Annotated in this window: 12 protein-coding genes and 1 pseudogene; 11 read left to right on the top strand and 2 right to left on the bottom strand. The window is 63.3% G+C overall.

All coding sequences use genetic code 11. From position 1 onward, the window contains the following. Positions 1–81: 81 nt before the first annotated feature. From tssH to VME63_RS15755, 6 genes are all read left to right on the top strand, one after another. Entirely contained in the window at positions 82–2,814 is a 2,733-nt protein-coding gene (gene tssH, locus VME63_RS15780) for a type VI secretion system ATPase TssH (RefSeq protein WP_325434310.1), read from the top strand. Positions 2,815–2,877: 63 nt separating this feature from the next. Then, positions 2,878–3,480, top strand: a complete 603-nt coding sequence (locus VME63_RS15775) for a hypothetical protein (protein ID WP_325434309.1) — start codon at positions 2,878–2,880, stop codon at positions 3,478–3,480. 80 nt (positions 3,481–3,560) lie between these two features. Then, complete coding sequence (locus tag VME63_RS15770; RefSeq protein WP_325434308.1) at positions 3,561–3,848, top strand: PAAR domain-containing protein; 288 nt, start codon at positions 3,561–3,563, stop codon at positions 3,846–3,848. Between the two features lie 7 nt (positions 3,849–3,855). After that, entirely contained in the window at positions 3,856–4,356 is a 501-nt protein-coding gene (locus tag VME63_RS15765) for a DUF6795 domain-containing protein (RefSeq protein WP_325434307.1), read from the top strand. A gap of 47 nt (positions 4,357–4,403) precedes the next feature. Continuing rightward, entirely contained in the window at positions 4,404–5,543 is a 1,140-nt protein-coding gene (locus tag VME63_RS15760) for a lipase family protein (protein WP_325434306.1), read from the top strand. Positions 5,544–5,578: 35 nt separating this feature from the next. Beyond that, complete coding sequence (locus VME63_RS15755; RefSeq protein ID WP_325434305.1) at positions 5,579–6,919, top strand: tetratricopeptide repeat protein; 1,341 nt, start codon at positions 5,579–5,581, stop codon at positions 6,917–6,919. A 36-nt stretch (positions 6,920–6,955) separates the two neighbouring features. On the opposite strand, the gene VME63_RS15750 is transcribed toward VME63_RS15755, so the two are convergent. Both VME63_RS15750 and VME63_RS15745 read right to left on the bottom strand, forming a co-directional pair. Beyond that, the gene (locus tag VME63_RS15750; protein ID WP_325434304.1) at positions 6,956–7,465 is read right to left on the bottom strand and encodes a hypothetical protein; all 510 of its coding nucleotides are present in this window, start codon (positions 7,463–7,465) and stop codon (positions 6,956–6,958) included. A gap of 47 nt (positions 7,466–7,512) precedes the next feature. Next, positions 7,513–8,304 (bottom strand): N-acetylmuramidase family protein, encoded by a 792-nt coding sequence (locus VME63_RS15745; RefSeq protein WP_325434303.1) that lies wholly within the window; start codon positions 8,302–8,304, stop codon positions 7,513–7,515. A gap of 231 nt (positions 8,305–8,535) precedes the next feature. On the opposite strand from VME63_RS15745, the gene VME63_RS15740 reads away from it, so the two are divergent. From VME63_RS15740 to VME63_RS15720, 5 genes and pseudogenes are all read left to right on the top strand, one after another. Then, the gene (locus VME63_RS15740) at positions 8,536–10,548 is read left to right on the top strand and encodes a type VI secretion system Vgr family protein (RefSeq protein ID WP_325434302.1); all 2,013 of its coding nucleotides are present in this window, start codon (positions 8,536–8,538) and stop codon (positions 10,546–10,548) included. Between the two features lie 87 nt (positions 10,549–10,635). Then, complete coding sequence (locus tag VME63_RS15735) at positions 10,636–11,181, top strand: DUF6931 family protein (protein ID WP_325434301.1); 546 nt, start codon at positions 10,636–10,638, stop codon at positions 11,179–11,181. A 20-nt stretch (positions 11,182–11,201) separates the two neighbouring features. Then, the gene (tagH, locus tag VME63_RS15730; RefSeq protein ID WP_325434300.1) at positions 11,202–12,539 is read left to right on the top strand and encodes a type VI secretion system-associated FHA domain protein TagH; all 1,338 of its coding nucleotides are present in this window, start codon (positions 11,202–11,204) and stop codon (positions 12,537–12,539) included. Positions 12,540–12,614: 75 nt separating this feature from the next. After that, positions 12,615–13,952, top strand: a complete 1,338-nt coding sequence (gene tssK, locus VME63_RS15725) for a type VI secretion system baseplate subunit TssK (RefSeq protein WP_325434299.1) — start codon at positions 12,615–12,617, stop codon at positions 13,950–13,952. 5 nt (positions 13,953–13,957) lie between these two features. Continuing rightward, a pseudogene (locus VME63_RS15720) lies at positions 13,958–14,204 on the top strand (type VI secretion system protein TssL); the annotation flags it as partial.

The following is a 14,204-nucleotide window of genomic DNA, read 5'->3' as shown; positions in this document are numbered from 1 at the left end:
GGCGACGAATACGCGGTACATGCATCCTTACTGCCTTTCCGTGCAGTGGGAAGGGGAAACCAAAACTCAAGGGTAGTCGTCATGGCAGAGATCAGTCGCAGTGCGCTGTTCGGCAAACTCAACAAACTGGCCTATCGCGGCATCGAAAGCGCCACCGTGTTCTGCAAGCTTCGCGGCAATCCCTACGTGGAACTGGTGCACTGGATCCATCAGATCCTGCAGCTGCAGGATTCGGACCTGCATCGCATCGTCAAGCAGTTCAACCTCAATCCTTCGAACCTGGCGCGCGACGTGACCGATGCATTGGATCGCCTGCCGCGCGGTTCCACCACCATCTCCGACTTGTCCGGCGATGTGGAAGAAGCGGTCGAAAAGGCCTGGGTGATCGCCACGCTGATGTACGGCGAAGCACAAGTGCGCACGGGCTATCTGGTGCTGGGTGTGCTGCGCACCCGCCATCTGCGTAACGCACTGATCAACGTGTCCAAGGAGTTTGAGAAGGTCAAGCCGGAAACGCTGGCCGACAAATTCGCCGAAGTCGTGGCCGGTTCGCCGGAAGACGGGCAAAACGCGAGCGACGGTTTCCGCATGGGCGGTGCCGCGCCCGGTGAAGCGAGCGGCGCGATGGCGCCCGCGCAGATGGGCAAGCAGGAAGCCTTGCGCCAGTTCACGGTGGATCTCACCGAACAGGCGCGCAACGGCAAGATTGACCCGATTGTGGGGCGCGACGAGGAGATCCGGCAGGTCGTGGACATTCTCATGCGCCGCCGCCAGAACAATCCCATGCTGGTGGGCGAGGCCGGCGTGGGCAAGACCGCGGTGGTGGAGGGGTTTGCGCTGCGCATCGCTGCCGGCGACGTACCGCCGCAATTGAAAGACGTGGAGTTGCGTACGCTCGATGTCGGCCTGCTGCAGGCCGGCGCCAGCATGAAGGGCGAATTCGAGAATCGCCTGCGCCAGGTCATCGAGGAAGTACAGTCCTCGCCCAGGCCGATCATTCTGTTCATCGACGAGGCGCACACGCTGGTCGGCGCGGGTGGCGCGGCGGGTACGGGCGACGCCGCCAACCTGCTCAAGCCCGCGCTTGCGCGCGGCAACCTGCGCACCGTGGGTGCCACCACCTGGGCCGAATACAAGAAACACATCGAAAAGGATCCCGCGCTCACCCGTCGTTTCCAGACTGTGCAGGTCGATGAGCCCAGCGAAGAGAAGGGCATACTGATGATGCGCGGCGTGGCCAGCGTCATGGAGAAACATCACCGCGTGCAGATTCTCGACGAAGCGCTGGAGGCCGCGGTGAAGTTGTCGCACCGCTACATTCCCGCGCGCCAGTTGCCGGACAAGGCAGTCAGTTTGCTCGATACCGCGTGCGCGCGCGTGGCGATCAGCCAGCATGCGGTACCGCCGGAAGTGGACGATACGCGCAAACGCATTGACGCGTTGGAGACCGAACTGGCGATCATCGCGCGCGAGAAAGTCATCGGCATCAATGTGTCTGAACGCGAGGCAAGTGCGACAACCAAACTCGCCGAGCAAAAACAGCGGTTGGAAAAACTGGAAGCCAACTGGCAGGCGGAGAAATCGCTGGTCGAGAAGCTCCTTGCCATTCGCGCCAAGCTGCGCGGCGACCTTTCCCCGGTAGAAGGCACCGGTAGCAAGCTGGAAGAGGCCGCGGCAGCCGAGGCTCAAACCGTCAGCGCGCCTGCCGCGATCACCGATGCGGAGCGCGCCGGCATGCTGGAAGAATTGCACGGACTGCAAGCGCAACTCTCAGCATTGCAGGGCGAGCATCCGTTGATCCTTCCTTCCGTCGATTACACCGCGGTCGGGTCGGTGGTGGCCGATTGGACCGGCATTCCCGTCGGGCGCATGGTCAAGAGCGAACTGGAGACGGTGATGAACCTGGCCCGGATCATGAGCCAGCGCGTGATCGGCCAGGATCATGCGATGGAAATGATCGCCAAGCGCATCCAGACCTCGCGCGCGGGCCTGGATAACCCGAGCAAGCCGATCGGCGTGTTCATGCTCGCCGGCACGTCGGGCGTGGGCAAGACCGAGACCGCGTTGGCACTCGCCGAGGCGCTGTACGGCGGCGAACAGAACCTGATCACCATCAACATGAGCGAATTTCAGGAAGCGCATACCGTTTCCACCTTGAAAGGAGCGCCTCCCGGTTATGTCGGCTACGGCGAAGGCGGCGTGCTGACCGAGGCCGTGCGGCGCAAGCCATACAGCGTGGTACTGCTGGATGAGGTGGAAAAGGCGCATCCGGACGTGCACGAAATTTTCTTCCAGGTGTTCGACAAGGGCGTGATGGAAGACGGCGAAGGGCGCCAGATCGATTTCAAAAATACGTTGATCCTGCTGACCACCAATGCGGGCACCGATCTCATCGCAAGCTTGTGCAAAGACCCCGAGCTGATGCCCGATCATGAGGGCATGGCCAAGGCTTTGCGCGAGCCGTTGCTGAAAATTTTCCCGCCTGCGTTGCTGGGGCGGCTGGTGACGATTCCGTATTACCCGTTGAGCGAAAAGATGCTGGGCGAGATCGTGAAGCTTCAATTGGGACGCATCAAGAAGCGGATCGAGGCGCGCTACAAGATTCCGTTCGAGTACAACGACGAGGTAGTGAAGCTGGTCGTCAGTCGTTGCACCGAGAGCGAGTCGGGCGGACGCATGATCGATGCCATTCTCACCAATTCGATGCTGCCGGACGTCAGCCGCGAGTTCCTGATGCGGATGATCGAAGGCAAGGCCGTGCAGGGAGTGAACGTGACGGTCAAAGGTCAGGATTTCGACTATGGTTTCGCTTGACGTGAGACGGCGTACGCCATTTGGCGGTGCGGCGACCCTGCGAACATTCATTGGGATATCGATATGAAAAGTTCATTTGAACTGATCAGTTCCGGCTATCGACCATGGGGAGACCAAATACCCGCGGCGGTGGGCGATCTGGGTTGGGGCCGTACCGATACGGGCAGCAAGGTCAAGGTTTGGCGCCCCAACGAAGGGATCCAGGAACAGTACCGGTATTGGTGTCACGGGCATGCCACGTTCAGCTATTGGCTGCATGGCTTTTCCATTTTCAGCAACGACGATATGCACACCGTATTGGAAGATGAGTGGCGCCGGGTGAACAAAAAGCCGGAAGTGGGCGACATTATCGTTTTTCGCGCCTTGAACGGTAAGGAAGGCGAATACAACCAGGGCGCCATTCTGCACACCGCGCGGATTGAGTCGGCCATTCATCAGTGGGGTGCCCGCACGCAGATCCGCGTCAGCAGTAAAAATGGGGCTAACAAGCTGAGGCGTTTTACGGAAGTCGCAAACGTTCTCAATGTCTATAACGACTGCTACTGGTTCAAGACCGAACAATCGTGCTGCTGCTCGGAAAAGCGCATAGATAAGCAATACTATCGGCGAATCGACAGGAATGTCGCGACGGAGAATTTCGTCCGGTGGCAAGAAAAAAATAAGTAAGCGGCAAATGGCAAAAGCAACCGGCACAGGCCTGCACATCCAAGCCGGTTACCGCATCAACTTTTCTTGAGGAGCGCACCATGCAGCCCGCAGCCCGCCTTACCGACATGCATGCCTGCCCGATGGTGACCGGCGTCGTGCCGCATGTGGGCGGCCCTATCTCCGGCCCCGGCGCGCCAACGGTGCTGATCGGTGGCCTGCCGGCCGCGCGGGTGGGCGACATGGCCGTATGCGTCGGTCCGCCCGACGTCATTGCGATGGGTTCGCCCAAGGTGCTGATCGGTGGACAGCCTGCTGCGCGCATGGGTGACACCACCGCGCACGGTGGCACGATCGTGCTGGGATGTTTCACGGTAATGATCGGTTGAAGGGTGCATGATGATGCGCAAGCGGCGGACAATGCTACGCGGGGTTTGCAAGGCATCGCTGGTCTTGATCGTGTTTTTGTTATCGGGTTTGTCAGAGGGATGTGCAATGGGTGCGTTCGACCGGTTGGTGCTCTTTTCCGAGGTGCATGGCACGGTGTTGAAGGATGGCCAGCCGGTGCAGGGCGCAGAGCTTGTGCAGACGGTAGTGTGGTCGGAGAACGAAAATGAGATTCCGCCGCAGCAGACAACCACCGATGCCAGGGGCATGTTTCACTTTGCGCCCATCGAACGCAAGGCGGGTTTGCGCCGCATGATTCCATCGCAACCTGCCATGCTGCAGAAGATCGTGATCCACTACCAGGGCACGGAGTACATCGCCTGGCGTTACGGCAAGGACAGTTACGACGCCAATTCGGAACTCGACGGCAAGCCCATCAATCTGGTCTGCGAGCTGACTCGCGCTCCGGGACACGAAGGCACGCATTACGGTATCTGCAAGGCAGTGTGACGCACCGGCTCACGCGATTGATCCAGGGGGAATCGTAGCGAATGGTCATGGAACTGTCTCCGACCCAGGCCGCCCAGGTCGCAACCAGCACGTACCTGTTGCGTCTGTCGCGCGATATGAGCGTGGCCGAGGATGCCGCGCCGACGGTCAGCGAAGCCTTTGATATCGGCCGCGGGACGCGCCTTATCGGTGCCACGGGCATCGGTGTGCAGCATCGCTCGGGTTTTGGTTTTACGGCATGGGGGCAGGGCGCGCACCAGGGCGAATGCCTGATTGCCGTACGCGGCACGGCCAGCGCCTATGACTGGCTGAGCAATGTACGCATGGGTGGGGTGATCGGTCCGAGCGGCTACCTCGTGCATGCCGGCTTCTGGCGCGGCGCGCAGTCGGTGCTGCCGCAGATCCGCCAGCAATTGAACGGACACAATCCCACCGCCTTGCATGTGGTGGGCCACAGTCTTGGCGGTGCGATGGCGACCCTGATCGCCGACAGCTTGAGCAACCTCGGCTGCGCCTTGCGCTTGTACACCTTCGGCGCGCCGCGCTGCGGCGTGGACGAACATGCGCGATACCTGACCGAGCAATTGGGCGCCCAAAATATCTACCGCGCCTACCACGACACCGATCCGGTACCGATGGTGCCGGTGTTTCCCTACAGTCACGTACCTTACGACAGCAATGCGTATCGGCTGAAAGGGCCTGGCACGCTGGTTAACGTGCAGTCGCACCTGATGCCCACGTACCGCAAGTCGGTGGCCGATTGCGCGTGGTCGTCGCTGCCGGTCATCCTGCCCAAGCACAGCAGCTTCGAAGCGGCCAGCGAATGGCTTGCCGAGGCGGCCAAGGACAGCGGCCCCTTCATCATGGGCTCGGCCGCCGCGCTGCGGCTGATTCTTTCGGCGCTGGACTGGATCCTCAAGCAGATCGGCCATGGCGCCGGCCTGCTGCTGTTTGCCGGAACCACCCTGATCGACGGACTCGCCCGCTTGCTCTACAGCGGCATGCTGCAATCGATCCGCCTGGCGCGGGCGATCGGCAACATGATGATGGCCGCGATGCGCTTCATGGGGCGAGTGGTGTCGGCCACGGTCGATATCACAGTGTCGTTCATCGACTACGTGCTTGGCTTGCTGTTCCGCTTTATCGCGGCGATCGCGAGGAAAGCCGTGGATCTGATTTCCGATTGAGGCTGGACAGAAGTATGCAAAGGGACCCGGACCGCTTGTTTGTTCATACATGGGCTACCGAAGTGGCGCCGGCTTATCGTGCGGTACTGGCGCAGGCACTGCAGGCGCACCGCGCGCATGAACTGGACGCAGCCGAGCGCCTGTACGAGCAGGTTCTGACACTGCGCGCGGCACAACCGGATGCCATGCATTACCTGGGCGTGTTACGCCATCAGCAGGGGCGCAGCAAGGAGGCGGTGGAGTGGATCGCGGCGGCGCTCAAGATCACGCCGCACCATCCGGATGCGCACAATAACCTGGGCAATATCCACAAGGAATGCGGCCGCCTGAGCGAGGCGGAAAGCTGCTATCGCCGCGCGCTCGAATGCGGCCCGGACCATTACAACGCGCAGAGCAACCTTGCGGTGGTGTTGGAAGCGCAGGAGCGGCTGGACGAGGCCTTTGAAGCCTATGGAAAGCTGTTGCAGCAGGCGCCGCGCTATGCGCAGGGGCATTACCTGATGGGCTTGTTCCTGCGCAGCCATGCCCAGCACGTCCAGCACATGGAGCAATCAGCCGAATGTTTTCGCACCGCGCATGCGCTGGACGGCGGCAACGTGCGCGCACTGGAGGCCCTGGGCATTTCGCTGTACGTGCTGGACCGGCGCGACGAAGCGGTGCAGGTCTATCGCGACTGGCTCGAGCGCGAACCGGACAATCCGATCCCGCGCCACATGCTGGCGTCCTGCGGCGGAGCCCCGGCACCGCCACGCGCGGACGACGCTTATGTCCGCGACACCTTTGACGGATTCGCAGAAAGTTTCGACGAACAGTTACTGAAGAACCTGGGTTACCGTGCACCGCAGGTATTGGCCGATGCGCTCGCCCAGGTATTGCCACAGCCGTCTGGCAGCCTGGACGTGCTGGACGCCGGCTGCGGCACCGGACTGTGCGCGCCGTTGATGCGCCCCCACGCACGCAGCCTGAGCGGTGTGGATCTGTCCGGCGGCATGGTTGAAAAAGCGCGGCAGCGCGGCGGTTACGACATGCTGGACGTAGCTGAGCTGACCGCCTTCCTCGCCGCCCGCCCGCACGCCTACGACCTGGTGATCTCGGCCGACACGCTGGTGTATTTCGGGCGGCTGCAGGACGTGCTGGCAGCCGCCCACGATGCGTTGCGTCCCGGCGGCTGGCTCGCCTTTACGCTGGAGGCCAATGCGGGCGAGGAAGACCGGATCGAACTCAGTCCCAGCGGGCGCTATCAGCACACGCGTGCGTATGTGGAGCGCGTGGTCGCGGCGGCCGGCCTGCAAAATGCGCGGATTGCTTCGGATACGTTGCGCAGGGAAGGCGGCCAGCCCGTACATGGCTGGGTGGTCCTGGCACAGCGGGGTTGATGCGTGGCCGCCTTACGCGACTCAAGCCGGCGCCGATCAAGGGCAATTGCCACCGTTGAGCGCGTTGTCCGCATCGCAGCGCAGGCTTTTGGCAAGCGTGCTCAGGCGGCCTTCGATCGGGCCGGCGCACTGCACTTCATGCTCGCTGCCGTCCGCCAGGGTGATGTGCACGCCCGCCGTGCGCTTGCCCTGTTCGGTGTAGTCGAACACGGCGTAGTCCACGCCGCCGTGGCTGAAGGTGACTTCGCTGCGATCGACCTGGAAACGCGTGTAGTGGGCATAGCGCAACTGGTTGACGCCGTCGGAGGGCTTGTCCGGAAATTTAAGTTCCACCTGCGGCGGTTTGCCATAGCGGTATTGCAGTGCCGACGGCGTGGCGCCGCACAGGCTGATGGCCTTGTGCCTGGCGGTATCGCAACTGAAATAAGTGGTTTCCTGCGCCGTGCACTGGCCGCCGGCACGCGCCGGGACGGAATGGATGCACAGCCACGCCAGCAGCACGGCGGTGGTCAGGGCGAAGGCGTGGCGCAGGGTGAAATGACCCATGGTGGATTGATCCAAGTTCGATTGACGCAGGAGGCCAGTGGCGTAGCTTAGCGCTGGGGAGAGGTGAGTTTCTTGTATGCCTGCTCAAGCTTGGTGTCGTAGTTGTTGTCTTTGTAGCCGCTGCCGTTGTAACCCTTGGCGAAGGCGGCCCAGTCTTTCTTTTTCAGGGCTTCGCGCAGGGTCTTGTTGGCCTTCACGAAGTTGGCAAAGGCCTGCAGGTGGTTCGCCTCCGATTGGGTGAGCGCCAGCACGAACATTTGGACGGAAGGGAAACCCGCGGTATGAAAGTTGCTGCCCATGATCTGGAAACGTCCCCACGACGCCGATTTCAGCGCGGCGGTGGGGTCGAGCGCGTAGGCTTTTTCGAGTTTGCCGTATTGGGCGGAAAACTTGCCGTAGCCGCCGCGCGTCGCGCTGGAAATATCCGGATGCAGGTGGTCGTAGCGACCATGCGTGAGGCGATGAAAGTAATGGCGTTCGTACAGGATGCGCGGCCGCCCCTCGTCGTCGAAGGCCTTGCCGGAGGTTTCCACCTCGGCCACCGCCTGGATCGCCGCCACTTCGGCTTCCAGCAGCTTGGCGGCATGTTCGTAGCTTTGCTGGTCCAACCCCTGCTTCGGATTGAGGCACATGCGAAACAGAAATGACACATCCGGTTCGGCCGCGGGATGCCGTGCCGGCGGCCCGAACGGGGCGGGGCCCATCCACGGCGCGGCCCATACGCTGCGCGGTGCGATGCAGGTAAGGGGGTTCAGCAGGGCGTCAAGGTCCGGCACCGGCGACAAACCCGAAAAGAACGGGCCGGAAAGGATCGGGCCGGGTGGGGAGACGTTGGACATGCTGGATCCCTCGACTGAATGGCCGGCGGATGCAATCCTGCCGCCGCTGGAAGCATCACGTTGGAGCCTGGCTGGCGGGGGCAGTTATAGCAGGTTTGCGCGTCCTCATCGCCCTGCCATGCAGCGGGCATCGCACACGTATAACCTTCGCCTGGACGGTGGCAGGGAAAGTCCTGCCGGCACGGTGGCCGGCGGCAGCGTCTTGTATCGGGTTCCGAGGAGATCCACCCCATGACCGACCAGATCACGATTTCCTCCAGCAAGTGCAGCAACGCGCTGTTCGTCAGCATGACCGCCGACGAACGCCTGGGGCGGATGTTCAGCTACTACGTGCAGTTCGAAAGCCAGGACAGCAACGTCGACCTGAGCGGATTGCTCGGCTCCCCGATGACCGTGAAGATCGCCACCGCCGACGGCTACGAGCGCTATTTCAACGGCATCGTGTGCGAAGCGGCGCAGACCGGGGTGGAAACCATCGACAGCCTCGTCTACGCGCAATACGGCGTGCGCCTGGTACCCAAGCCTTGGCTGCTGGGACAGAAGGTGGATTGCCGCATCTACACCGAAATGAGCGTGCCCGACATCGTCAAGTCGGTGCTGAGCGATGCCGGCTACAGCGACGTCAAGCTCAGCCTCAGCAGCAACTACGCCACCCGTGACTATTGCGTGCAGTATCGCGAGGACTGCCTCAACTTCATCAGCCGATTGATGGAGCAGGAAGGCATCTATTATTTTTTCACCCACGATTCGACCACGCACACGATGGTGCTGGCCGACGGCATGAGCGCGCATTCGGTGAACAAGGAATTCGGCAAGGTGCCGTACCTGCACACCACCGACAGCGTATTGCGCACGCAGTCCACCGTCACCACCTGGGCCTGCGCGCGCGGCCTGGACGCGGCCAAGTACCAGCTGACCGACTATGACCCGATGGCGCCGAAAACCTCGCTGCTGGCCACTGGCACCAGCGACGGCCACGGCACCGCCGGTTCCAGCAACGGGCTGGTGGCTTTCGATTACCCGGGCGCGCACACCGTTGCGGACGTGGGCCAGCACTACGCGCAAGTGCGCGCCGAGGCGCTGAGCGTGGCGCGCTCGCATTACACCGGCACCACCGGATCCTGTGCCTGCGAGATCGGCGGCCTGTTCACGCTGTCCGATTACCCGCGCCAGGAGCTCAATCGCGAATACCTGATCGTCGGTACCGTCATCCATCTGGCCGGCGGCGGCAACGCTTCGGGCAGCACCAACGCGCAGCCCTCCTGCCAGTGCAGCTTCGAGGCGATCGAAAGCAGCCAGACCTTCCGCAGCCTGCCCACGGCGGTGAAGCCGTCGATCGTGGGCTTGCAGACCGCCATCGTCACCGGCAGCGACACCGACGAGGACATCGCGGTCGATCAATACGGCCGCGTGCAGGTGACCTTCCAATGGAACAAGCCGGACAAGACCAACGCCAAGAGTTCGTGCCCGGTGCGCATCGCCACGCCATGGGCGGGCAAGAGCTGGGGCGCCATCAGCATTCCGCGCGTGGGGCAGGAAGTCGTGGTGAGCTTTCTCGAAGGCGATCCGGACCGGCCGCTGATCATCGGCAGTGTCTACAACGCCGACAACACCGTGCCCTACAGCTTGCCGGCCAACAAGACACAGAGCGGCATCAAGAGCCGCAGCCTCAACGGCGGCACGGCCGATTTCAACGAGCTGCGCTTCGAGGACAAGCAGGGCAGCGAGGATTTCTTCATGCATGCGCAAAAAGACATGCACGAGGAAGTGGAGAACGACCACGTCGTGACCATCGACCACGACGAGACCATCACCATCAAGAACGACCAGACGCTGACCGTCCAGCACGACCGCAACCACACGGTTACCAACAACGACACGCTCAACGTCAACCAGAACGGCAGCACCACCATCGGCCAGAGCTTCAAGCTCACCGCCGGCACGCAAATCGAGCTGGTTACCGGTGCTTCGAGTATCATCCTCAAGAGCACCGGGGAGATCCAGATCAGCGGCGTGAACATCACCATTACGGGCAATTCGTCGGTGTCGGTGGAAGGACAGGTCCAGGTCGGCATCAAGGCGGGCGCCACCATGGACATCGGTGCCGGCGCCAGCATGAAGGTGCATTCGGACGCGATGATGGACGTGGAAGGCGGGGCCATGACGACGGTGAAGGGCGCCATGCTGACCGCCAGCGGCGACGCCATGACACAGGTGTCCGGCGGCATCATCATGATCGGCTAGCCGCGCAGCATCGGCAACCGACCACAGGCAATCGGGGCAAGTACCGGAGTAGGGCTGCACGAACAGGTTTGGGCAAGGGGACCGGCCATGTCAGTCGTTACGCAGGCTTCAATACAAATGGGGTTGTCCGCCACGGCCAGTGCCAAACTGACGCCGGAGATGGCGCCGCAGGCGGCTGTGCAGGCCCTGCTCGACGCCGGCGACACCCAGGACGCGCTGAAACTGCTCGCGCGCCTGCTGCCCAAGCGCTACGCCGTGGCATGGCTATGCCAGTGCGCGCGCGACCAGCCGCTGGGGCTGGAAGACAAGGCCGGCGCCTCGCTGGCGGAAAAATGGGTGCGCGAACCCAACGAGGACAACCGCCGCGCCGCCTTCGAATTTGCCAATGCCGGCGGCTATAAGTCGCTGGGCGCATGGCTGGCCGCCGCCGCGGGCTGGTCGGGCGGAAGCCTCGCGCCCGCGGCGCAGGAAAAACCCGTGCCGCCGCCCGAACATCTGACCGCGCGAGCCTCTGTCGCGGCCATCAACCTGATGGCCGCGTTGGTCACCGAACAGTTCGAGCCGCGCCGCAACGCGTTCATCGAGCGCGCGATGACTTTGCTGCAGGCCAGCACCGGTGCTGGCGATCGCTGAATGACGTGGAGGAAAGATAAGTGCCGACGCCGCAAACATTGACGCTAGCCGTGCAAGGCCATCAGGCGGCGCAATTTGGCAGTCGCAGCCAGAGAACGTTCCACGGCAAGGACGGCAGCATCGGGCGTTCGGAGGATTGCGACTGGGTGCTCAGCGCCTCGGGCGTGTCGCGCGTGCATGCGATGGTGCGCTACCTCAACGGTATTTATTTCATCGAAGACCGCAGCACCAACGGCATGCTGCTCAACGGTTCGCCGCTGGTCAAAGGCGATCCGGCCGCGCTGAAGAACGGCGACCGCCTGCAGATCGACACCTTCGAGATTTCCGTGCGCATGGATCAGGACAGCGAGACCATCGTCCAGCCCAGCGCATCGGTGCCGCGTCAGTCACCCGCACCGGCGCCGGTAGCCCCGCCCATGGCCGCGGCCGATCCATTGGACTTCGATTTTCTCAGGCCACCGGGCAGCCCGGCGCCCGCGTCGCGGCCGCTGCCCGGCGACAGCTTGATCCCCGGTTCGCCCACGAGCCCCTCGCGCGGTACGGACCTGGATCCGTTGAGTTTTCTCGACGAACCGTTCGGCGCTCCGGCCCCCGCGCCGGCTACTCCCGCCGCAAGCTGGAATCACACCAGCAGCACCAGCGACCACTTCCGTCCGCCCACCACCGATGTGCAGCGCCAGGCCAACACGTTGCCGGAAAACTGGGACCTGACGATGGGCAACTTCGGGTCCGCCGCGCCCGCGCCGGCCGAGCCGGCAGCGCCGCCGCCGGCGCCCGCACCCGCGCCGCCGCCGGCCGTTGCCGTGCCGGTCGCCAGCGTTCCGGCCGGTGCGCTGCCGGCCGACCTGGAGCCGATGTTCCGCATCGTCGTCGATGGCGTGATGGACGTGCTGCGCGCTCGCGCGGAGATCAAGAACACGTTCCGCCTGCCGGTGACGATCATTCAACGCTCGGAAAACAATCCGCTGAAATTCGCGTTGGGCACGGACGAGGCCATGCTCAAGATCCTCGGCCCCGCCAGCCCCGCGTTCCTTTCCGGCACCGCCGCGTTTCAGGATGCGTTCGACGATATCCGCTGCCACCAGATGGCGATGCTTGCCGGCGTGCGCGCAGGGTTCGAAGCACTGCTGATGCACTTCAACCCCGATCGCTACGAGCAGGACGTAGACGGCGGCGGCAAGCGCGCGGCGTTCGGCGGCGGCAAGGGGCGCTATTGGGAAAGGTATCGCGAGAATTTCGATGTCTTGATGAAAAACCCCGATGACGCGTTTCGCCGCCTGTTCGGCGACGAGTTCGCGCGCGCCTACGAAGAACAGCTGGCGCGCCTGAAGACGTCGCGCCGGCATGAACCGCGTTAGCAAGGCAGGGCAGCACGGCAAAGGACCGGCACCCGCGCCGGACGATCACACCAGCAAGACAGATGGGCGCAATACATGACGCAGAACAACAAAGTGGTGTGGAGCGAAGGGCTGTTCCTGCGGCCTCAGCACATGCAGCAGCAGGAGCGCTACCTGGAGCGCTTCGTGGAACTGCGCGCCGGCAGCCTGCGGCCCTATACCTGGGGTTTTCACGAACTGGAGCTGGAAACGGACCTGCTGGCGATCGGCAAGCTCGGCATCAAGCGCGCACGTGGCGTTTTTCCGGATGGCACGCCGTTTTCGATGCCGGCCGACGATCCCTTGCCGCCGGCGCTGGAGGTGGATCCGAACTGGCGCGACCAGACCGTTTTCCTAACGCTGCCGCTGCGTTCGCCCACCCAGCCCGACAGCGGCCGCCCCGAAGCGCCGGCGGAGAAACTGTTCCGCTTCCGCGTGCGCGAAGCGGAGGTGCGCGACGCGTCGGGCAGCGTCGATGGCATCACGCCATTGGAAGTGGGCGGCATGAGCAGCCGCCTGTTGCCGCAATCGCAACCGATGGAGGGGCTGGCGCAGATTCCGCTGGCGCGCATCGTGGAATGCCGCCCCGACCGGCGCGTGACGCTCGACGAAGTGTTCATGCCCACCGCGCAAAGCTGTCAGGCCGTGCCGCGGTTGGTGACTTTCCTTACCGAACTGCTGGGCTTGTTGCACCAGCGCGGCGAGGCGCTGGCCAGCCGCGTGGCGGTAACCGATCGCGGCGGCGCGGCGGAAATCGCCGACTTTCTGCTGTTGCAGGTGGTCAATCGCTACCAACCATTGATCGCGCATCTGTCGGCCGCGCCGATCGTACATCCCGAAGAGCTGTACCGCCTGCTGGTGGCGATGGCAGGCGAACTGGCCACGTTTACTTCCGCCGCCAAGCGCGCCCAGGCGTTCCCCGCGTATCGGCACGAATTTCTGCGCGAAAGTTTCGAGCCGGTGATCGTCGCGCTGCGCAACAGCCTTAGCGCGGTGATGGAACAGACCGCAACACCCATTCCGCTGCAACAGCGCAAGTTCGGCGTGTGGGTGGCCGTGGTGCCCGATCTGACCTTGCTGGACACCGCCGTCTTCGTGCTGGCGGCGAAGGCGGACCTGAAATCCGAAGACCTGCGCCGCCAGTTGCCGGCACAGTCCAAGATCGGTCCGGTGGAAAAGATCCGCGACCTGGTGAATCTGCAATTGCCGGGCATCGCGGTCGCGCCGATGCCGGTGGCGCCGCGGCAGATTCCTTACCACTCCGGCTATCTGTATTTTGAATTCGACAAGAATTCGCCGATGTGGCGAATGCTCAAGACTTCCGGCGGCATCGCTTTCCATTTCGGCGAAGAATTTGCCGGTCTCGATCTGCAATTGTGGGCGATTAGGGGCTGATCATCATGAGCCATGGCAACGGGCCCAACGACGACGATCCGATGCGCGATGCCACCGTGGTGCGCCCGCGCGGCGCGGCGCCCGCAGCGGCGCCCGGATATGCCGCCGCGCCAGCGCACGGCACGCCGGTTCCAGCGGCGGACATGGGCAACCTGCTCGATGGCGGCACGAATCCGCTGGTGCGGGCGGCCAGCCCCTTGTTGCTGCTGGGGGTGCAGGTGCGCCACAGCGTTACGCCACCCGACGCGGCGC

Source organism: Dyella sp., assembly GCF_035503745.1.
Classification (GTDB): Bacteria; Pseudomonadota; Gammaproteobacteria; order Xanthomonadales; family Rhodanobacteraceae; genus Dyella_B.
The sequence above is the reverse complement of the archived record's forward strand: the minus strand, read 5'-3'. Positions and strand labels throughout refer to the sequence as shown.

Coding starts and splice junctions, on each gene's coding strand:
- tssH (WP_325434310.1), top strand. CDS start 82: ATGGCAGAGATCAGTCGCAGTGCGCTGTTCGGCAAACTCAACAAACTG.
- VME63_RS15775 (WP_325434309.1), top strand. CDS start 2,878: ATGAAAAGTTCATTTGAACTGATCAGTTCCGGCTATCGACCATGGGGA.
- VME63_RS15770 (WP_325434308.1), top strand. CDS start 3,561: ATGCAGCCCGCAGCCCGCCTTACCGACATGCATGCCTGCCCGATGGTG.
- VME63_RS15765 (WP_325434307.1), top strand. CDS start 3,856: ATGATGATGCGCAAGCGGCGGACAATGCTACGCGGGGTTTGCAAGGCA.
- VME63_RS15760 (WP_325434306.1), top strand. CDS start 4,404: ATGGAACTGTCTCCGACCCAGGCCGCCCAGGTCGCAACCAGCACGTAC.
- VME63_RS15750 (WP_325434304.1), bottom strand. CDS start 7,465: ATGGGTCATTTCACCCTGCGCCACGCCTTCGCCCTGACCACCGCCGTG.
- VME63_RS15745 (WP_325434303.1), bottom strand. CDS start 8,304: ATGTCCAACGTCTCCCCACCCGGCCCGATCCTTTCCGGCCCGTTCTTT.
- VME63_RS15740 (WP_325434302.1), top strand. CDS start 8,536: ATGACCGACCAGATCACGATTTCCTCCAGCAAGTGCAGCAACGCGCTG.
- VME63_RS15735 (WP_325434301.1), top strand. CDS start 10,636: ATGTCAGTCGTTACGCAGGCTTCAATACAAATGGGGTTGTCCGCCACG.
- tssK (WP_325434299.1), top strand. CDS start 12,615: ATGACGCAGAACAACAAAGTGGTGTGGAGCGAAGGGCTGTTCCTGCGG.